Source organism: Ideonella azotifigens (assembly GCF_021043325.1).
GTDB lineage: Bacteria > Pseudomonadota > Gammaproteobacteria > Burkholderiales > Burkholderiaceae_C > Ideonella > Ideonella azotifigens.
On record NZ_JAJNKD010000016.1, the window covers coordinates 138,091 to 157,565 of the forward strand.

Genomic DNA, 19,475 nt, shown 5'->3' on the forward strand with positions numbered 1-19,475 from the left:
GTCCTGGAAACGCTCACAGCCGGGCCTGCGTGCCGGGATCGAACAACGAAATGTGCGCGGCGTCCAGCGTGAAACCGACGTGGCCGTCGACCACTTGCGTCATTTCGGCCTGCAGGTCTGCCGCCAGTGACAGGCCTTGCGCGTCCAGCCAGATGATCTGGTGCGAACCCATCGGCTCCACCATCGAGACCTGCGCGCGGCCTGCCGTGCCGGTGGCCTCCGCCGGGGTCAGCGTCACGTGCTGGGGCCGCACGCCCAGCACCACCGGCTGGCCGACTGCGGGGGGCTGAACGAACGGGTAAGCCGAGACATCGACCTGCAGCGTGGGCGAGACGAAGCGCCGGGCGTCACCGTTGCGCTGCAACTGGCCGGTGACGAAGTTCATGCTCGGCGCGCCGAGGAAACCGGCGACGAACATGTTGGCCGGCTTGGCGTAGACGGCGGCAGGCGTATCGATCTGCTGGATCACGCCGGACTTCATCACCGCGATGCGGCTGGCCAGCGTCATGGCCTCGACCTGGTCGTGGGTGACGTAAATCATGGTCGCGCCCAGTTCCTGGTGCAGCGCTTTCAGCTCGCGGCGCAGTTCGCCGCGCAGCTTGGCATCCAGGTTGGACAGCGGCTCGTCGAACAGGAAAACCGAGGCCTCGCGGACCAGCGCGCGGCCGATGGCCACCCGCTGGCGCTGGCCGCCGGACAGCTGGGCCGGCTTGCGGTGCAACAGCTCGGTGAGTTGCAGCATGCTGGCCGCGCGCTTGACGCGCTTGGTTATCTCGGCCTTGGGCACACCGGCAATGCGCGGGCCGAAGGACAGGTTCTTTTCGACCGACATCGTCGGGTACAGCGCATAGGACTGGAACACCATGCCGATGCCGCGGTCCTTGGGGTCGGCCCAGGTCACGTCGCGCCCGCCGATGGCCATGCGGCCGTCGTGCACGTCGATCAGGCCGGCAATGCTGTGCAGCAAGGTGGACTTGCCGCAGCCCGAAGGGCCGAGCAGCACCAGGAATTCGCCGGTGCCGACCTCCAGGTTTAGCTGGCGGATGATGTCGACGCCGGAGAGGCGGATGTCCAAGTCTTCGATGGTGACGGATGACATGTTCGGAAATCCTTTAGCCGATGCGGGACTGCCGCCGGGCCGCCCCAAGGCTGGCCCGCGCCCCCTTGGTGGGCTGCGAACGAAGTGAGCTGGGGATGGTCATGTCATCCCTTCACGGCGCCAGCCGCAATGCCTCTGACGAACCAGCGGCCGGAGACCAGGTAGACCACCAGCGGGACCAGCGAGGTCAGCAGCGTGGCGGCCATGTTGACGTTGTAGAGGCGCTCGCCGGTGGTGGTGTTGATCACGTTGTTCAGCTGCACCGTCATGGGCAGGTTCTCGCGGCCGGCGAAGACAAGGCCGAGCAGGAAGTCGTTCCAGATGTTGGTCAGCTGCATGATCACGGCCACCGCGATGATGGGCAGCGACATCGGCAGCATCAGCTGGAAGAAGATGCGCCAGAAGCCGCCACCGTCGATGCGCGCGGCCTTGAACAGCTCGCCGGGCACGCTGGCGTAGTAGTTGCGGAACAGCAGCGTCATCACCGGCATGCCGAAGATGGTGTGGACCAGCACGATGCAGGGCAGGGTGCCGAACATGCCGGCGGCCGAGAAGATGCGCACCAGCGGGTACAGCGTGACCTGGTAGGGCACGAAGGCGCCGAACATCAGCACGCCAAAGATCACGCCGGCCCAGCGCACGCGCCAGAAGGACAGCGCGTAGCCGTTCAGCGCGCCGAAGAAGATCGACAGCACGGTGCTGGGCAGCACGATCTTCACCGAGTTCCAGAAGCCGACCTGGATGCCGTTGCAGTCCAGCCCGGTGCAGGCGCTGGACCAGGCGTCCACCCAGGCGGCCGCGGTGGCATGCGTGGGCAGTGCAAACAGGTTGCCCAGCCGGATCTCGACCATCGGTTTGAGCGAGGTCGAGATCATCACGTACAGCGGCACCAGGAAGAAGGCCGCGGCGCTGATCAGCAGCGCATACAGGCCGATGCGCGCGGGGCTGAACAGGCCGCGCTTGGGCCGCGTTGCATGGCGCGACCCAGGCTTGGCAGGCGGGGCGATGGTGGGCATGGGAGGCGTGGGCACGGCGGTGGTGGCGGTGTTCATGAATGGCGCGCCTTTTTCGCTTGCACCGCACGGGCATACCACCAGGGCGTGAGCAGGGCCAGCACGGTCAGCAGCATCACGGTGGAGGCGGCGGAGGCCAGGCCAACGTTGGCGCGGCCGAACAGGTTGTCCATGATGAACTTGGCCGGCACTTCGCTGGCATTGCCCGGGCCGCCCTGGGTCATGGCCACGACCACGTCGAAGACCTTGACCACGCCAACGGCCAGCAGCACGAACGAGGTGCCAATGGCTGGCCCGAGCTGCGGCAGCACGATGCTGAGGTAGTAGCGCCAGCGCGGCACGCCGTCGACCCGCGCGGCATGCCACAGCGATTCGTCCACGCCGCGCAGGCCTGCCAGCAAGACCGCCATCACCACGCCCGAGGCCTGCCAGACGGCGGCGATGACGATGGTGTAGATGACCTGGTCCTGCTGCACGATCCAGTCGAACTTGAAGTCCGGAAAGCCCAGCGCCCGCACGGTGGACTGGATGCCCAGCTCGGGGTTCAGCATCCACTGCCAGACAAGGCCGGTGGCGACGAACGAAACGGCATAGGGGTACAGGAATACGGTGCGCAGCACACCTTCGCCGCGCACATGCTGGTCCAGCAACACCGCCAGCAGCAGCCCCAGCACCAGGCAGGCGGCGACGAACAACACGCCGAAGACGGCGAGGTTCTGCACCGAGACATGCCAGCGCTCGGTTTCGAACAGCCGCTGGTACTGCGACAGGCCGACAAAGTCGTCGCGCGGGAAGATGCGCGAGCTGCTGACCGAGATGCGCATCGACCACAACACGGTGCCGATGTAGACGCCCAGCGCGGTCAGTGCCATCGGCAGCAGCGCGATCTGCGCGGTCAAGGCCCGCCATGGCCGTGCCCGGCTCGGCCTGTGTCGGGAAGAAGATATGGCCATGGCGGTTTCCTGTTTCAGCGCCTGACGGCGCTCAGCCCTTGATGGCGCCTTGCAGCGCCTTGACCACGTCGTCGACCGACTGGTTGCTGTTCCAGAACTTGGTGATCACGTCCTGCACCGCGCCGACCATGTCAGGCGTCATCAGCATGTCGGGGTTGGCAATCTGCCGCGACGCATCCTTCATCGCCGCCACGCCAGCCTGGGCGCAGACGTCCATCTTGCCGGTGTCGACGTCGGTGCGGATCGGGATCGAGCCCTTCTTGTTGTTGAACGCGACCTGCGTGGCCGGCGAGGTGAAGACGGTGGCCAGCTTGTGCTGGGCTTCGATCTGCGCCTTGTTGGTCGTCTTCGGGAAGACGAAGACGTCGCCCGCCACCATGTAGGGTGCGCTGGGGCCGAAGCCGGCGAAACAGCCGAATTCCTTGCCTGCTGTCTGGCCTGCGGCGCCGAACTCGCCCTTGGCCCAGTCGCCCATGATCTGGAAGCCGGCCTTGCCGCTGATGACCATCGCGGTGGCGTCGTTCCAGTTGCGGCCCGGCGAGCCAGCGTCCACATAGCCGTGCAGCTTCTTCAGCGCCGTCATGGCCTTGCGGAAGGGCTCGGAGTTGACGCTGGCCACGTCATGATCGCGGAAAAACTTCAGGTAGGCGTCCCGGCCGCCCACATGCAGCACGAAGCTGTAGAAGGTGATCCATTCCTGCCAGCTCTGGCCACCCAGTGCCAGCGGCACCAGGCCGGCGGCCTTCAGCTTGTCCAGCGCGGCGAAGAATTCGTCCACCGTCTTGGGCTCGGCGGCCACGCCGGCCTTGGTCAGTGCGGATTTGGAGTACCAGAACCAGGTCGGGTTGTGGATGTTGACCGGGACCGCGTAGTAGTGGCCCTTGATCTTGATGCTGTCGATGATGGGCTTGGGCAGGAGCTTGTCCCAGCCTTCCTTGGCCGCCACCGGGTCGATGTCGTTCAGCAGGCCCTCGTCAATCACGTCGTGGTACTGCTTGGAGGTGTTGAACTGGGCGGCGGTCGGCGGGTTGCCGCCGGCGATGCGGTTGATGGCGGCGGCGCGGGCGTTGTCCGCACCGGCCACGGCCGCGTCGACCCAGGTGCCGCCAGCCTGGTTGTAGGCGTCGGCCAGGGTCTTCACCGCGGCCGATTCACCGCCGGAAGTCCACCAGTGGATCACCTCGGCCTTCTGGGCGTGGGCGGCGTTGGCGGCCAGCGCGACGAAGGCGGCAGCGGCAAGGGTCTTGAACTTCATTGGGGCCATGGCTTTGTCTCCAGTATCTGTCTTTGAAATGACCGGGGGAAAGGGCCGCTTGGCGGCCTGTAGGGAAGCGAGCAGCGCGAAAAAGGTTGTCAGCCTTGCTTGCGGGCGGCGAGGAAGGCCTGGAAGGCCAGCGCACTGTCTTTCAGCGTGCGCTGCTGGGTCTGGTAGTCCACATGCACCAGGCCGAAACGGCGCTCGTAGCCGAAGGCCCATTCGAAGTTGTCCATCAGCGACCAGACGAAATAGCCGCGCACGTCCACGCCGGCTTCGATGGCCCGCGCCACCGCGGCGAAGTGGCGGTTCAGGAAGCTGATGCGCTGCGCGTCGTGCACCTGGCCGGCCTCGACCTGGTCGTCCGAGGCCATGCCGTTTTCGGTGATGAAGACGGGCGGCAGGTTGGGGTAGCGGGACTTGAAGTCCCGCAGCAGGTCTTCAAGGCCTTGCGGGTAGACCTCCCAGCCCATCTGCGTGCGCTCGACGTTGGGCACGTCGGTCTCGATGTAGCCGTGGCCGCCGTCGCTCTTCAGCTGGGTGCGGAAGTAGTAGTTGGCGCCGAGGAAGTCCAGCGGCTGCGCGATGGTGGCCATGTCACCTTCGAGCACCAGCGGCGCGCTGCCTGGCCACAGGCTGTCCAGGTCGGCAGGGTAGGCGCCCTTGAGCAAGGGGCCCAGCACCCAGTCGTTGTGCTGCAACTCGAACAGCTGGGCGGCGCGCACGTCGGCCGGGCTGCTGGTCTCGGGCGTGCCGCGGCCGAAGTTGGCGACGATGCCGCGCTGCGCGCCTGGGTCGTTGGCCTTCAGCGCCTGCAGCGCCAGGCCGTGGCCCAGCAGCAGGTGGTGCATGGCCTGCCGGGCGTAGCGCACGCTGCTGCGGCCGGGTGCGTGGTGGCCATTGCCGTAGCCCAGGAAGGCCGAGCACCAGGGCTCGTTCAGCGAGGCATAGGACGTGACGCGGCCTTGCAGCTCGCGGCTCATCAGGTCGGCGTATTCGGCGAAGCGGTAGGCGGTGTCGCGGTTCAGCCAGCCGCCGCGGTCTTCCAGGTGCTGCGGCAGGTCCCAGTGGTAGAGCGTGACGAAGCGCTGCAGGCCCTTGGCTTCGAGCCGGTCCAGCAGGTGCTTGTAGAAGTCGATGCCTTTCTGGTTCGGCCGGCCCTTTTCGTCCATGACCCGCGGCCAGGCCAGCGAGAGGCGGTAGGCGTCCACGCCCAGCGCCGCGATCATGTCCACGTCGGCTTCCCAGCGGTTGAAATGGTCACAGGCATTCGCGCCGGTGTCGCCGTTCAGCACCTTGCCGGGCGTGTCGCAGAAGGTGTCCCAGATCGAGGCCAGGCGGCCGTCCGCGTGGGTGGCGCCTTCGATCTGGAACGAGGCGGTCGCCACGCCCCAGGTGAAGCCGGGCAGCGCCATGGGCGACTGCGGCGGCGGGGCGAGCGGCGGCAGGGGCGAAGGCGATGAGCTGGACATGAGACGTTCCTTGTTGGGAGCTGGCGGCCATGGGCGGGCCGGTTGTGGGTGCGTTGGGTGGAACGGATATGGAACCGGTTCCAATGGCTGGCATTGCACCAACGATGGCCGGCGTCGTCATCAGGGAGAACCCGAGCTTCTGCCGTTCCGAACCCGTGCCGGTTGTCATGGCGGCGGCGTCCGGGCTGCCAGGCTTCTGGCAAACTGCCGCGCTCTCCCGGTCACCGAAGACACGAGTTTTGGAAAAGATCCTGTTGCAAATTGCCGCCGAGCTGAAGGCTCGACCGGCCCAGGTCCAGGCGGCCGTCTCCTTGCTGGACGGCGGCGCCACGGTTCCCTTCATTGCCCGCTACCGCAAGGAAGCCACCGACGGGCTGGACGACATCCAGCTGCGCGAACTGGAAGCCCGGCTGGGCTACCTGCGCGAGCTGGAAGACCGGCGCGAGGCGGTGCTGAAAAGCATTGCCGAGCAGGGCAAGCTGACGCCGCAGCTACAGGCCGCCATCGAGGCCGCGCCGACCAAGCAGGATCTGGAAGACCTCTACCTGCCCTACAAGCAGAAGCGCCGCACCAAGGGCATGATCGCCCGCGAGGCCGGGCTGGAGCCGCTCGCGGACAAGCTGTTCGCCGACCCCACGCTGGACCCGATGACCGAGGCCGCGGCCTTCATCAATGCAGACGCCGGCTTTGCCGATGCGTTTGCCGTGGTGGACGGCGTGCGCGACCTGCTCAGCGAGCGCTGGGCCGAAGACGCCGCGCTGGTCGGCAAGCTGCGCGAGTGGCTATGGGCCGAAGGGCTGCTGCGTTCCAAGCTGGTCGAAGGCAAGGACCCGAACAACGCGGACCATGCCAAGTTCCGCGACTATTTCGAGTACGACGAGCCGATCCGCACCGTGCCTTCGCACCGCGCGCTGGCCGTGTTCCGCGGCCGCACCCAGGAGATCCTGGACGCGAAGCTGGTGCTGGACGAGGAGGTGGTGCCCGGTCAGCCAACGCTGGCCGAAGGCCGCATTGCAGGCCACCTGGGCTGGCGCCATGCCAAGCGCGTGGGCGACGAGCTGATCCGCAAGACGATTGCCTGGACCTGGAAGGTCAAGCTCTCGATGAGCCTGGAGCGTGATTTGTTTGCGCGTCTACGTGAAGATGCCGAGAAAGTGGCCATCAAGGTCTTCGCCGAGAACCTGCGCGACCTGCTGCTGGCCGCACCCGCAGGCAAGCGCGTGGTGATGGGCCTGGACCCAGGCATCCGCACCGGCGTGAAGGTGGCCGTGGTGAGCGACACCGGCAAGGTGCTGGACACCCACACCGTCTACCCGCACGAGCCGCGCAAGGACTGGGAAGGTTCGATCCACACGCTGGGCCGGTTGTGCGCCACGCACGGCGTGAACCTGATCGCGATTGGCAACGGCACTGCCAGCCGCGAGACGGACAAGTTGGCCGGGGACCTGATCAAGCGCATCCAGCAGCTGGCGCCCGGCACGTTCATCGAAAAGGTGGTCGTCAGCGAAGCCGGCGCGTCGGTCTACTCGGCCTCCGAGTTCGCGTCCAAAGAGTTGCCTGATCTGGACGTGAGCCTGCGCGGCGCTGTCTCCATTGCCCGCCGTCTGCAGGACCCGCTGGCTGAACTGGTGAAGATCGATCCGAAAAGCATTGGCGTGGGCCAGTACCAGCACGACGTGAACCAGAGCGAGCTGGCGCGCACGCTGGACACCGTGATCGAGGACTGCGTGAACTCGGTCGGCGTGGACCTGAACACCGCCTCGGCGCCGCTGCTGGCGCAGGTCTCCGGCTTGTCGAATGCAGTCGCGGCCAGCATCGTGCGCTGGCGCGACGCCAACGGCGCGTTCCGCAACCGCCAGCAACTGATGGACGTGGCCGGGCTGGGCGCCAAGACCTTCGAGCTGGCGGCCGGCTTCCTGCGCATTCGCGGCGGCGACAACCCGCTGGACTTCTCCGGCGTGCACCCGGAAACCTACCCGCTGGTGCAGCGCATGGCCGAGAAGCTGGGCCGCCCCGCCGGCGAGCTGATGGGCAAGAGCGATGTGATCCGCACGCTCAAGCCCGAAGCCTTTGCCGACGAGAAGTTCGGCGCCATCACGGTCAAGGACATCCTGGCCGAACTGGAAAAGCCGGGCCGCGACCCGCGCCCGGACTTCAAGGTGGCGCGCTTCAACGACGGCGTCGAAGACATCAAGGATCTGCAGCCCGGCATGACGCTGGAAGGCACGGTCAGCAATGTCGCGCAGTTCGGCGCGTTCGTGGACCTGGGCGTGCACCAGGACGGCCTGATCCACGTCAGCCAGCTGTCGAACAAGTTCGTCACCGACGCGCGCGAGGTCGTCAAGACCGGCGACATCGTCAAGGTCAAGGTGCTGGAGGTGGACCTGTCGCGCCAGCGCATTTCGCTGACGATGAAGCTGGACGCCCCCACCGGTGCCAAGGCCCAGGCCGCCCGCGGCGACAACAACTACCGCCCGGCAGCCCGCGGCGAACGCCCGCAAGGCGGCGGCCAACGCCAGGCCGACACGCCCAGCGCGATGGCGGCCGCCTTTGCCAAACTGAAGCGTTGAGCCAGCCGGTGCGGGCGCTGCGCATCCTCGCCGGCACGCGTGCGCGCCAGCAGTTGCGCGAGCGCGGGCTGGCGCCGGCGGATGTGCGGGTCATTCCCGCGGCGGCCGGCGGGCCCAAGGGCCTGGCGCTGAATCCGCTGGACCAGTTCCTGTTTGGTGATTGGCTGCCGCAGTCTTCGCAAACGGTGCACTTGCTGGGCGCCTCCATCGGCGCCTGGCGCATGGCCTCTGCGTGCATGAGCGATCCGAAGGCGGCGCTGGCCCGGCTGGCGGAGGACTACATCGTGCAGGACTATCCGCATGCGCCGGGCAAGGCGCCGAGTGCGAGGGTGGTCAGCCAGATCTTCGGCGAGCAACTGGGCCATCACTTCGGTGGGCGCGAGGCGGAGGTGCTGCAGCACCCGCGCTACCGCCTGCATGTGTTCACCAGCCGCGGCCGGCATGTGCTGGGCCGGGAAGGTCGGCTGCGCACGCCGCTGGGCTACGGCGGCGCGTTTTTCACCAACCTGGTGGCGCGCAAGGCGCTGGGCCACTGGCTGGAGCGAGTGGTGTTCTCGGACGCACGCGATGCGCTGCCCATGCCGCTGGACGACTACCGCAGCCGCCAGGTGCCACTGGATGCCGCGAATCTGGCGCCAGCCATCCTGGCCAGTTGTTCCATCCCTTTCTGGTTGCAGGCGGTGCATGACATTCCCGGCGGCCCGCGTGGCGCCTACTGGGACGGCGGCATCACCGACTACCACCTGCACCTGCGCTACGCCCGGATGAGCGATGGCCTGGTGCTGTACCCGCACTTCCAGCCCAGCGTGGTGCCGGGCTGGCTGGACAAGGCGCTGGCGCACCGCCACAAGCCCAGCGCCTCGCTGGACAACTTGGTGCTGCTGGCACCGCGAGAAGAATGGATTGCCACGCTGCCGAATGCCAAGCTGCCGGACCGCAATGACTTCAAGGCTTTTGGTGATGACCTGAAGGGGCGCATGTCCGCTTGGCGGCGGGCCGTGGCTGAGAGCCAGCGGCTGGCGGACGAGTTCGCTGAGCAGGTGGCAAGCGGCCGCGCTGTGGAAGCTGAGCCGCTGTAGCCCGGCTTTTCTGGCGACCAGTGCGCGCGCTACCGCTACAATTTGCAGATCCACCACAAGAACGGGAAAGGCAGCACGGGTTATGACACCGCGAACTACGACCTTCGTCACTGAGGATTAGTCGGCCGCGGCAGGTTTACACACGTCACTGTTTTTGTTCCTGCACCCAATTGCGCGGCCTTGATGCCGCGCTTTTGTTTTTCTGGGGCCCTGAAATGCGCCCCGTTCCTGGAGTCTCCTGATGATCACGATCACGCTGCCTGATGGCGCGAAACGCGAATATCCCGCCCCGCTGACGGTGGCCGAAGTGGCCGCGTCCATCGGCACCGGCCTGGCCAAGGCCGCGCTCGGCGGCCGCGTGGGCACTGGCGATGCCAGCAAGCTGGTGGACACCAGCTACCTGATCGAGGCCGACTCGCCGCTGGCCATCGTCACCGACAAGGATGCCGACGGCCTGGAGATGATCCGCCACTCGACGGCGCACTTGCTGGCCTATGCGGTGAAGGAACTGTTCCCCGAGGCCCAGGTCACGATCGGCCCGGTGATCGAAAACGGCTTTTTCTACGACTTCTCGTACAAGCGCCCGTTCACGCCCGACGATCTGGTGGCCATCGAGGCCAAGATGACCGAGCTGGCGAAGAAGGACGAGAAGGTGCAGCGCCGCGTGCTGCCGCGTGACGAGGCGGTCGAGTACTTCAAGGGCCTGGGTGAAAACTACAAGGCCGAGATCATCGCCAGCATCCCGGAAGGCCAGGAGGTTTCGCTGTACCGCGAAGGCGCTTTCGAGGACCTGTGTCGCGGCCCGCACGTGCCCAGCACCGGCAAGCTGAAGTTCTTCAAGCTGATGAAGGTGGCCGGTGCCTACTGGCGTGGCGACCACCGCAACGAGATGCTGCAGCGCATTTACGGCACGGCCTGGGCCAGCAAGGAAGCGCTGCAGCAGTACCTGACGATGCTGGAAGAAGCCGAGAAGCGCGACCATCGACGCCTCGGCAAGGACCTGGACCTGTTCCACATCGACGAGCACTCGCCCGGCACGGTGTTCTGGCACCCCAAGGGATGGACGATCTGGCAGGAGGTGGAGCAGTACATGCGCCGCGTCTACCGCGAGAACGGCTACCAGGAGGTCAAGGGCCCGCAGATCCTCGACCAGGGACTGTGGGAGAAGACGGGCCACTGGGACAAGTACCGCGAGAACATGTTCGTGACGGAATCGGAAAAGCGCGACTACGCGCTCAAGCCGATGAACTGCCCCGGCCACATCCTGATCTTCAAGCAAGGCATCAAGAGCTACCGCGACCTGCCGCTGCGCTACGGCGAGTTCGGCCAGTGCCATCGCAACGAGCCGACCGGCGGCCTGCACGGCATCATGCGCGTGCGCGGCTTCACGCAGGACGATGGCCACATCTTCTGCACCGAAGACCAGATCGAGGCCGAAGTGGTGGCCTTCACCAAGCTGCTGCAGAAGGTCTATGCCGATTTCGGCTTCAGCGACATCATCTACAAGCTCTCGACGCGGCCTGAAAAGCGCATTGGCACCGAGGAGAGCTGGGACCGTGCCGAAGCCGCACTGGCCAAGGGCCTGCAGGCTTCGAACTGCGATTTCGAGTACCTGCCGGGCGAAGGCGCTTTCTACGGCCCGAAGATTGAATACACGCTGAAGGACGCGCTGGGCCGGCCGTGGCAGTGCGGCACGATCCAGATCGACCCGAACCTGCCAGAGCGCCTGGACGCGGACTTTGTCGGCGAAGATGGCCAGCGCCACCGGCCGCTGATGCTGCACCGCGCCATCGTCGGCAGCCTGGAACGTTTCATCGGCATCCTGATCGAGCAGCACGCCGGCGCGATGCCGGTTTGGCTGGCGCCGACGCAGGTCGTGGTCGCCTCCATCACCGACGCACAGGCCGACTATGTGCACGAAGTGGTGAAAGCCTTGCAAAAACAAGGAGTTAGGGTGAGCGCGGATTTGCGCAACGAGAAAATCACGTATAAAATACGCGAGCATTCGTTGCAAAAGGTCCCGTTTATCCTGGTCGTAGGTGACAAGGAAAAGGCAAGCGGGGCCGTCGCGGTGCGCGCCCGAGGCCAGCAGGACCTGGGTGTGATGTCCCTCGCAGACTTTCAGTTGAAGCTCGCAGGTGACATCGCAGCCAGGACCTGAGCAGTCGCTTTGGTGCCGCGCGCCGATTTTATTTTTTTGGGCCCCTCTCTTGCCTGGGCGCCTGTTTGAGGGGTTTGCACCATCGCTACCTTTGCCGACCGTCGGATGCCTAACGTCGAGCGCAAGCATCGACTGAATCGCGAGATCACTGCCCTGAATGTGCGCCTGAACGGCATCGAGAACGAGCCTTTGGGCATCGTCAGCATTCAGGACGCCTTGCGCATGTCAGCCGAAGCCGACGTGGATCTGGTCGAAATTGCCGCCACCGCCGATCCGCCCGTTTGCCGGCTGATGGACTACGGCAAGTTCAAATACCAGGAGCAGAAGCGCGCAGCTGAAGCCAAGTCCAAGCAGAAGGTCATCGAGGTCAAGGAAGTCAAGTTCCGTCCGGGCACGGACGAAGGCGACTACAACATCAAGATGCGCAACCTGCGCCGGTTCATCGCGGAAGATGGCGACAAGGGCAAGGTCACGCTGCGCTTCCGCGGCCGCGAGATCACCCACCAGGACATCGGCATGCGGTTGCTGGAGCGCATTCGCGATGAGTTGTCTGACGTGGCCCTGGTCGAGCACATGCCCAAGCTCGAAGGCCGCCAGATGATCATGGTGCTGGCCCCGAAGAAGAAGTCCTGATCTGTTGGCGCGGTGTTTGCCACCGCGCCAACAGTGAAGTTCAGACGAAGATCGAATCCAGAGATTCACGCCGCGGTTTCGCGACCGCGATGTTGAAGAGAAGCCACTGCAGGCCATCAAGTACGTTGCAAGCGCAACGTCGCCCAGCAGAGGTGTCAAAAAGGAGCATGCAATGCCCAAGATGAAGACCAAGAGCAGCGCCAAGAAGCGCTTTCGCGTTCGCCCGGGTGGCACCGTCAAGCGCGGTCAAGCCTTCAAGCGTCACATCCTGACCAAGAAGACCACCAAGAACAAGCGCCAGCTGCGCGGCGCAGTGAATGTGCATGAGACCAACATGGGTCACATGGCACAGATGCTGCCGTTTGCCGGCCTGTAATTCCACCAAGACTGAAGGAGAACTCTCATGCCTCGCGTCAAACGTGGTGTTACCGCTCGTGCTCGTCACAAGAAGATCCTGGCCCTGGCCAAGGGCTATCGCGGCCGTCGCAAGAATGTCTTCCGCATCGCCAAACAGGCGGTGATGAAGGCTGGGCAATATGCCTACCGTGACCGCCGCGCCAAGAAGCGCGTCTTCCGTCAGCTGTGGATCGCGCGTATCAACGCCGGTGCTCGCAGCCTGGGCCTGACCTACAGCAAGTTCATGGCCGGCCTGAAGAAGGCCTCGATCGACATCGACCGTAAGGTCCTGTCGGACATGGCCATCCACGATCCGGCAGCTTTTGCCAGCATCGTCGACAAGGTGAAGGCCCAGCTCGCTTGATTCCCTAACAGGGCGCGGTCGTCTGTCTGCAGGCGGCCGGTTGCCCGATCAGGCTCTCGAAGGCCGTCACCTCGTGGTGCGGCCTTTTTTATTTTTCCGCAGACATTTCCCTCTTCATGAACGATCTCGATCAACTGGTGGAGAACGCGCGCGCCGAGTTCGCGGCGGCTGCCGCGCCTGCCGAGCTGGAGAATGCCAAGGCCCGTTACCTGGGCAAGTCCGGTCAGGTGACCGAACTGCTCAAGGGCATGGTGGCCTTGTCGCCCGAAGAAAAGAAGACCCGCGGCGCCGAGATCAACCAGACCAAGCAACGCATCGAAGCCCTGCTGACCGAGCGCCGCCAGGCCCTGGCCGACGCCGAGCTGGCCGTGCAGCTGAAGGCCGAGGCGCTGGACGTGACGCTGCCAGGCCGCCAGCGCGGCAGCAGCGGTGGCCTGCACCCGGTGACGCGCGCGATGGAGCGCATCGAGGCCATCTTCGGCTCGATGGGTTTTGACGTTGCCGACGGCCCTGAGATCGAGATCGACTGGTTCAACTTCACAGCGCTGAACACGCCGGCGGATCACCCTGCGCGTTCGATGCACGACACCTTCTACGTCGAGGGTGGTCATGTGCTGCGCACCCACACCAGCCCGATGCAGATCCGCTATGCGGTGCAGCACGTCAAGAAGCACCAGCACCTTATCGATGCCGGCGAGCCGATGCCCGAGATCCGCGTCATCGCGCCGGGCCGCACCTACCGCGTGGACAGCGACGCGACGCACTCGCCGATGTTCCACCAGGTCGAAGGCCTGTGGGTGGGCGAGAACATTAGCTTCAAGGACCTGAAGTCGGCCTACATCAACTTCATGCACGCGTTTTTCGAGACGACGGACATGGAGATCCGCTTCCGCCCCAGCTACTTCCCGTTCACCGAGCCCAGCGCCGAGATCGACATGATGTTCGGCTCCGGCCCCTTGAAGGGCCGCTGGCTGGAAGTGTCCGGCTCGGGCCAGGTGCATCCGCAAGTCATCCGCAACATGGGGCTGGACCCGGAGCGCTACATCGGTTTCGCCTTCGGCTCGGGCATCGACCGGCTGGCCATGCTGCGTTATGGCGTCAACGACCTGCGGCTGTTTTTCGACGGCGACCTGCGTTTCCTGACGCAGTTCAAGTGAGCCCCGCGCGGCTTTGAGCGCCGCGCCCGCTGCCTTCGAAAAACATTCATCCGGAACCTTTCATGCAATTCCCCGAATCCTGGTTGCGCGAGTTCTGCAACCCGCCTGTCAACACCGAAGAACTGGCCCGCCTGCTGACCATGGCCGGGCTGGAAGTGGAGGAGCTGCGGCCAGTGGCGCCGGCGTTCCACGGCATCGTCGTGGCTGAGATCGTCGAAGCCGAGCAGCACCCGAACGCCGACCGCCTGCGCGTCTGCCGCGTGGACGCCGGCCCGCACAGCAAGGACGGCCCGCTGCAGATCGTCTGCGGTGCGCCGAATGCGCGTGTCGGCATCAAGGTGCCGCTGGCCATCGTCGGCGCCGAGCTGCCGCCTGGCGAGGACGGCAAGCCCTTCAAGATCGGCACCGGCAAGCTGCGCGGCGTCGAGAGTTTCGGCATGCTGTGCTCGGCCCGCGAACTCAAGCTCAGCGAGGACCACGGCGGCCTGCTGGAGCTGGCGGCCGACGCGCCGCTGGGCCAGGACATCCGCGAGCACCTCAAGCTGGACGACACGCTGTTCACGCTCAAGCTCACGCCCAACCTGGCGCACTGCCTGTCGGTCTACGGCGTGGCCCGAGAGGTCTCGGCTCTGACAGGCTCGCCGCTGGTCGAGCCGAACCTGCAAGCGGTGGCGCAGGCGCATGCCGACGTGTTGCCGGTCAGCGTGCAGGACAGCGACCTTTGCGGTCGTTTCTCCGGCCGCATCGTGCGCGGCGTGAACCCGAAGGCGCAGACGCCTGCGTGGATGGTCGAGCGCCTGGCGCGTTGCGGCCAGCGCAGCGTCTCGCCGCTGGTGGACATCTCGAACTACGTGATGTTCGAGCTGGGCCGCCCGTCGCACATCTTCGACCTGGACAAGATCCACGGCGGCCTCAGCGTGCGCTGGGCCAAGGAAGGCGAGAGCCTGAAGCTGCTGAACGGCAACACCGTCGCGCTGGACGCGCAGGTGGGCGTGATCGCCGACGATCAGGCCGTCGAGTCGCTGGCCGGCATCATGGGTGGCGACGCCACGGCGGTCTCCCACGACACGCGCAACATCTACATCGAAGCGGCGTTCTGGTGGCCCAAGGCGGTGATGGGCCGCTCGCGCCGCTACAACTTCTCGACCGACGCCGGCCACCGCTTCGAGCGCGGCGTGGACCCGCAGGGCACGGTGGAACACATCGAGCGCATCACGCGACTGGTGCAGGAAATCTGCGGCGGAGAAGCCGGTCCCATCGACGACCAGCAGCCGGCCATGCCGGTGCGCGAGCCGGTGACGCTGCGCGTGGCGCGTGCCTGCAAGGTCATCGGCATGCCGGTCACCCAGGCTGAATGTGCCAGCGTGTTCCAGCGCCTGGGTTTGCCCTTCGTTGAAGGCGACGGCACACTGACCGTCACGCCGCCTAGCTGGCGCTTCGACATCACGCTGGAAGAGGACCTGATCGAAGAGGTCGTGCGCATCCTCGGCTACGAGCGCCTGCCGGCCACGCCGCCGCTGGCGCCGGTGACCGCGCGCGTGCGCAGCGAGTCGCAGCGTGCGCCGTTTGCGGTGCGCCACGCGCTGGCCGGGCTGGATTACCAGGAAACCATCAACTTCAGCTTTGTCGAGGCACGCTGGGAGCTGGAACTGGCGGGCAATGCCGAACCGATCAAGGTGCTGAACCCCATCGCCGCGCCGCTGTCGGTGATGCGCACCAGCCTGCTCGGCAGCCTGATCCAGGTGCTGAAGTACAACCTGGCGCGCAAGGCACCGCGCGTGCGCGTGTTCGAGCTGGGCCGCGTGTTCCTGCGCGACGCCAGCGTGCAGGACACCGACCACAGCGTGGCCGGCGTGCACCAGCCGCTGCGCGTGTCCGGCCTGGCCTACGGTCCGGCGGCAGCGCCGCAATGGGCGCAGGCCGACAAGGCGGTGGACTTCTTCGACGTCAAGGGCGACATCGAAGCCTTGCTGGCGCCGCGCAAGGCCACCTTCGTGGCGGCCGAGCATCCCGCCATGCACCCTGGCCGCTGCGCCGCGGTGCAGCTGGACGGCGCGACCATCGGCCACATCGGCGAGCTGCATCCGAAGTGGCGCCAGGGTTACGAGCTGCCGCAGGCACCGGTGTTGTTCGAGCTGGACCTGGCCGCGGTGCAGAAGCGCGAACTGCCGGCCGCCCAGGGCGTGCCGCGACAGCAGCTCATCCAGCGTGACCTGGCGCTGGTGGTGGCCGACAAGGTCACGCACGACGCGCTGATGGGCACGCTGCGCGACGATCCGCTGGTGCGCGCCGCCTGGCTGTTCGACGTCTACAAGCCGGCCCAGCCGACGGCCGACATTGCCGCGGGCGAACGCAGCCTGGCCGTGCGCTTGGAACTGCTGGACGACAGCAGCACGCTGACCGAAGAGCGCATCGACGCCGCAGTCGTCTCAGCAGTTGCCCGGGTGCAGGCCGCGCACGGCGCGCGCCTGCGGGCTTGAGGGAAGGGCGCCACACCATGACCAGCATGATGGGCAACGACGGCAACGATGATCCGTCCGAGGATGACCTGCAACCGCCCGGACGGCTGCTGCTGACCTCGGTTGAAACACCGACCCTGACCAAGGCCGAACTGGCCGAGCTGCTTTTCGAGCGGCTGGGCCTGAACAAGCGCGAGTCCAAGGACATGGTCGAAGCGTTCTTCGACATCGTGAACCAGGCGCTGGTCAGCGGCGACGACGTGAAGCTGTCGGGTTTTGGCAACTTCGCGATCCGCCGCAAGGCGCCGCGGCCCGGGCGCAATCCACGCACCGGCGAGTCGATCCCGATCAAGGCCCGCAACGTCGTCACCTTCCACGCCAGCCACAAGCTCAAGGCTGTCGTGCAGGGGGATGTCCCGCCGGCCGAGGAGTTCGAGTAAAGTCACAGCGCCCTGCGAGAACCCGTTGATATCTCGGTGATTGGGGCCTCTTTCCGCCATGCACCATGAAGCCGCACCGCTGCTGCCGGCCATTCCGGCCAAACGCTACTTCACCATTGGCGAAGTGAGCGAGCTGTGCGGTGTCAAACCGTATGTGCTGCGCTATTGGGAGCAGGAATTCACCCAGCTGCGCCCGATGAAGCGCCGCGGCAACCGGCGCTACTACCAGCACCACGAAGTGCTGCTGATCCGCCGCATCCGCGAACTGCTGTACGACCAGGGCTTCACCATCAGCGGTGCCCGCAACCGCCTGCAGGAAGCCGGTCACATCGAAGGTGGCGAGTTCTCCAGCAGCGACATCACGATCGATCCGCTGAGCGACGAACTGGACATGGCCACGCTCGTGCAGGCCTCGCGTGCGGACAGCAGCACTTCGAGCGGCCACTTCGGAGCTGCCGCACTCGACGCCAGCGGTCTCGCTGCCGAGCTGCGTGTGCATCCCGTCCTGCCGCAAAACCCCAGTGCTGCGCAGGTGCGAGAAGAATTGCTGGCGATCCGCGACCTGCTTTCAATTCAGTGAATTTTCTGCCTATAATGGAAGTCTTGTCGGGGTGTAGCGCAGCCTGGTAGCGCACTTGCATGGGGTGCAAGGGGTCGCGAGTTCGAATCCCGCCACCCCGACCAAAGACAGCGAGAAAAATCAACGGGTTAGCCTTGCCAGGGGCTAGCCCGTTTCTCCTTTCTGGGGCACCAAACGCGGTTGGTGCCTACATGGTGCCTGTTCCGCGGCCCGACTTACTCACGGCAAACTGCAACATTGGTCACTTTAGCGCTCAGGCAGCTAATGGTGGTTCCGGTTGTCATGGAGCCTTGGCGCTCGCGGCAACAGCCTGTCTTCCAGCGCCGGGCTGCCGCTCGCCGAGCAAGCCTTGCTTTCTCTCTGATTGGGCCCTGGCTGTCTGGGTGGTCTTACTTAACAAAGACCACGTCGTCCTTGGCCTGCTGTGGGATCTTGATCTCAACCTAAATCCGGCAGTTACCCGGTCGCTGGCAGCGCTGGGGCTTGCCCGCTGCGCTACATCAGTGATCGCATCGCGCCCGTCATCGGGCCACCCAGGCCAGCCCCAGCGCTGCCAGCGACCGGGTAACTGCCGGATTTAGGCTGAATCGCCCCGGGGCGGTTCAGTGACTTATGGCATGCCTGTCGGATGCTTCGCAGTATTCAAAGCTCGCGCTATGACATCGCAACGGGGTTGGAGTTGTATGGCACCGAATGCACAGGCTAGTCGTTCTGCTGAGCGCTGAAGAGGTCGAGCGACTAGACGTGGGACAGTCGGATGACATTGGGAACGCTTACAAAAGGTGGGCGGATCGAGCTGCGCTTTTTGGCTTCTCCACGGTGTCTGCCTAAGGGAAAATTTTATGCACAAAAATTACTTTTGCCGATATAGTTTGCGGTGGACGTTTTTGATCTGCGCTAGTTGATTCGGAGATAAACATGAAGCTTTTGTCCTATCGCGTGGGAAGTCGGGAAGCTTGGGGCGCTGTCGTCGGCGATGGGGTGGTGGACTTGTCGAACTGGCGAACCGATGTGCAGACGTTGCAGGACTACATCGCCTGTGGCGGGTACCGCGACGCGGCTGAGCACGTTGAGGGCCGTCCCATCGATGCCCAGCTGAGTGAGATCGTCTTTCTGCCAGTCATCCCGAAACCGGAAAAGATTGTTTGCGCGGTTCGCAACTACATGGACCACCATCAGGAAGTGCTGGCCGCTGGAATGCAACGCGAGTTGTCGGAATATCCTCCGATCTTCCTTCGAGTGTGGCGCTCGCAGACGGGGCACGAGCAGCCGGTCGTGCTTCCCAATGTGTCTCCGTCGCTGGACTGGGAGGGTGAGCTGGCCGTGATCATCGGCCGAGAGGGCCGCGACATACCCGTTGCCGAAGCGTTTGACTACGTAGCCGGCTATGTCTGTTACAACGACGCGAGCGTGCGCGAGTGGCAATTTCACGCGAAGCAGATCGCCTCGGGCAAGAATTTCGAATCGACCGGCGCGTTTGGGCCATGGATGGTGGACCGCTGACGAGATCAAGCCGGGCCAACAATTAAAGCTCGAGACGCGTCTGAACGGAGAAGTGGTTCAATCCAGTCACACCGGGCACATGATCTTTTCGGTCGAGCGGCTGATCAACTATGCATCAATAATATTTACGCTGGTGCCTGGCGATGTGATCATCACCGGCACGCCTGCCGGCGTCGGCTGGAGCAAAAAGCCGCCGCTGTTCATGAAGGTCGGTGATGTGGTTGAGGTGGAAATCGAGGCAGTGGGGCTGTTGCGCAACCCGATGGGCCTGTCAGGAGATTTGTGTGTGAGGCATAGCATGTCGACAAGGAACATGAATGCCACGCAAATCGAAAACCGCA

15 protein-coding genes, 1 tRNA gene and 1 pseudogene are annotated in these 19,475 nt (G+C 65.1%); 12 read left to right on the top strand and 5 right to left on the bottom strand.

The features are described from left to right. Window positions 1-13 precede the first annotated feature (13 nt). From LRH25_RS25855 to LRH25_RS25875, 5 genes are all read right to left on the bottom strand, one after another. Window positions 14-1,099, bottom strand: coding sequence for an ABC transporter ATP-binding protein (locus LRH25_RS25855; RefSeq protein ID WP_141284312.1), 1,086 nt, complete (start codon window positions 1,097-1,099; stop codon window positions 14-16). A gap of 104 nt (window positions 1,100-1,203) precedes the next feature. After that, a complete protein-coding gene (locus LRH25_RS25860; protein WP_141284313.1) occupies window positions 1,204-2,151 on the bottom strand; it encodes a carbohydrate ABC transporter permease in 948 nt (315 codons plus the stop codon). Then, window positions 2,148-2,984, bottom strand: coding sequence for a carbohydrate ABC transporter permease (locus LRH25_RS25865; protein ID WP_375140547.1), 837 nt, complete (start codon window positions 2,982-2,984; stop codon window positions 2,148-2,150). Before LRH25_RS25865 ends, LRH25_RS25860 begins: the two co-directional genes overlap by 4 nt. Before the next feature lie 112 nt (window positions 2,985-3,096). Then, entirely contained in the window at window positions 3,097-4,329 is a 1,233-nt protein-coding gene (locus tag LRH25_RS25870) for an ABC transporter substrate-binding protein (RefSeq protein WP_375140546.1), read from the bottom strand. Between the two features lie 89 nt (window positions 4,330-4,418). Then, on the bottom strand, window positions 4,419-5,792 hold the full coding sequence (locus LRH25_RS25875) for a GH1 family beta-glucosidase (protein ID WP_141284315.1): 1,374 nt from the start codon (window positions 5,790-5,792) through the stop codon (window positions 4,419-4,421). Window positions 5,793-6,031: 239 nt separating this feature from the next. Here LRH25_RS25875 and LRH25_RS25880 point away from each other — a divergent pair, with 239 nt between their 5' ends. The 12 genes and pseudogenes from LRH25_RS25880 to LRH25_RS25935 form a co-directional block, all read left to right on the top strand. Continuing rightward, the gene (locus tag LRH25_RS25880; RefSeq protein WP_231012808.1) at window positions 6,032-8,362 is read left to right on the top strand and encodes a Tex family protein; all 2,331 of its coding nucleotides are present in this window, start codon (window positions 6,032-6,034) and stop codon (window positions 8,360-8,362) included. A gap of 8 nt (window positions 8,363-8,370) precedes the next feature. Continuing rightward, a complete protein-coding gene (locus LRH25_RS25885) occupies window positions 8,371-9,441 on the top strand; it encodes a patatin-like phospholipase family protein (protein WP_231012815.1) in 1,071 nt (356 codons plus the stop codon). A gap of 241 nt (window positions 9,442-9,682) precedes the next feature. Then, window positions 9,683-11,602: a threonine--tRNA ligase gene (thrS, locus tag LRH25_RS25890; protein WP_141288449.1), complete on the top strand. Its 1,920-nt coding sequence runs from the start codon at window positions 9,683-9,685 to the stop codon at window positions 11,600-11,602. Window positions 11,603-11,707: 105 nt separating this feature from the next. Further along, on the top strand, window positions 11,708-12,235 hold the full coding sequence (infC, locus tag LRH25_RS25895; RefSeq protein ID WP_141288450.1) for a translation initiation factor IF-3: 528 nt from the start codon (window positions 11,708-11,710) through the stop codon (window positions 12,233-12,235). A 172-nt stretch (window positions 12,236-12,407) separates the two neighbouring features. Beyond that, a complete protein-coding gene (rpmI, locus tag LRH25_RS25900) occupies window positions 12,408-12,611 on the top strand; it encodes a 50S ribosomal protein L35 (RefSeq protein WP_028601240.1) in 204 nt (67 codons plus the stop codon). 27 nt (window positions 12,612-12,638) lie between these two features. Next, entirely contained in the window at window positions 12,639-12,995 is a 357-nt protein-coding gene (gene rplT / locus LRH25_RS25905; RefSeq protein ID WP_141288451.1) for a 50S ribosomal protein L20, read from the top strand. A 116-nt stretch (window positions 12,996-13,111) separates the two neighbouring features. Next, window positions 13,112-14,152, top strand: a complete 1,041-nt coding sequence (gene pheS, locus LRH25_RS25910; protein ID WP_141288452.1) for a phenylalanine--tRNA ligase subunit alpha — start codon at window positions 13,112-13,114, stop codon at window positions 14,150-14,152. A 62-nt stretch (window positions 14,153-14,214) separates the two neighbouring features. Next, window positions 14,215-16,632 carry a phenylalanine--tRNA ligase subunit beta gene (gene pheT / locus LRH25_RS25915; RefSeq protein ID WP_231012809.1) on the top strand — a complete coding sequence of 806 codons (2,418 nt, stop codon included), beginning with the start codon at window positions 14,215-14,217 and terminating at the stop codon, window positions 16,630-16,632. A gap of 29 nt (window positions 16,633-16,661) precedes the next feature. Then, the gene (locus LRH25_RS25920) at window positions 16,662-17,051 is read left to right on the top strand and encodes an integration host factor subunit alpha (protein ID WP_141290316.1); all 390 of its coding nucleotides are present in this window, start codon (window positions 16,662-16,664) and stop codon (window positions 17,049-17,051) included. Between the two features lie 58 nt (window positions 17,052-17,109). After that, on the top strand, window positions 17,110-17,631 hold the full coding sequence (locus LRH25_RS25925) for a MerR family transcriptional regulator (protein ID WP_141290314.1): 522 nt from the start codon (window positions 17,110-17,112) through the stop codon (window positions 17,629-17,631). A gap of 27 nt (window positions 17,632-17,658) precedes the next feature. Beyond that, a tRNA-Pro gene (locus LRH25_RS25930) sits at window positions 17,659-17,735 on the top strand. An 814-nt stretch (window positions 17,736-18,549) separates the two neighbouring features. Then, window positions 18,550-19,399, top strand: a pseudogene (locus LRH25_RS25935) (fumarylacetoacetate hydrolase family protein); the annotation flags it as partial. Between the last annotated feature and the right edge of the window lie 76 nt (window positions 19,400-19,475).